This window comes from Mycobacterium sp. E3339 (genome assembly GCF_001666915.1).
In the GTDB taxonomy this organism is placed as follows: Bacteria; Actinomycetota; Actinomycetes; order Mycobacteriales; family Mycobacteriaceae; genus Mycobacterium.
The window spans coordinates 1-592 of the sequence record NZ_LZIZ01000080.1; the positions used below are offsets into that span (position 1 = coordinate 1).

The 592-nt window shown below is 70.6% G+C and carries 1 pseudogene; it reads right to left on the reverse strand.

Going from position 1 to position 592, the window contains the following annotated elements:
- Positions 1 to 53: 53 nt before the first annotated feature.
- Positions 54 to 592 (reverse strand): annotated as a pseudogene (locus tag A5702_RS07140) (hypothetical protein); the annotation flags it as partial.

Below are 592 nucleotides of genomic sequence, written 5' to 3' on the forward strand. Positions count from 1 at the left end.
CGGCGCCGTCCTGGCCGGCCTGTTCCTGAACCGCCGGCTGCCCTCCTGAGCGATCAGACCGGCAGTCGCCGGTTGATCAGCAGCGCCAGCGCCGTCGCGATCAGGGCGGTGAGCACGCCCAGGCGCAACCACCCGGCACTGCCGGGACCCGGCACGGTGCGGTAGCCGATGTCCTTCTCGATGGCGTTGTAGCTCTTGGACAGCTCGTCGACGGTGCCGGCGGTGTAGGACTGCCCGCCGGAGAGCTTGGCGATCATCTTCATCTGGTCCGTCGAGACCGGCACCGCGACCCGCTGCCCGTCCATCTCGATCTCGCCGGTCTTGGTGCCGAACGAAATCGTCGAGATCTGCACGCCCTCGGCCTTGGCGGCCCGGGCCGCGGTGAACGCCCCCTGCGGGGCGTTGGGATCCAGCGGCACATTCTCGGCGCCGTCCGACTCCAGCACAATGCGGGCCGGCGGCGGCGTGTCGCCACCGGTGATGGCGGTGGCGCTGACCGCGTGCAGGGCGGTGAAGATGGCCTGCCCGGTCGCCGTGCTGTCGGCGAAGTCGAGCTTCTTGAGCGCGTCGATCGTCGCCTGGTGCTGCGGCG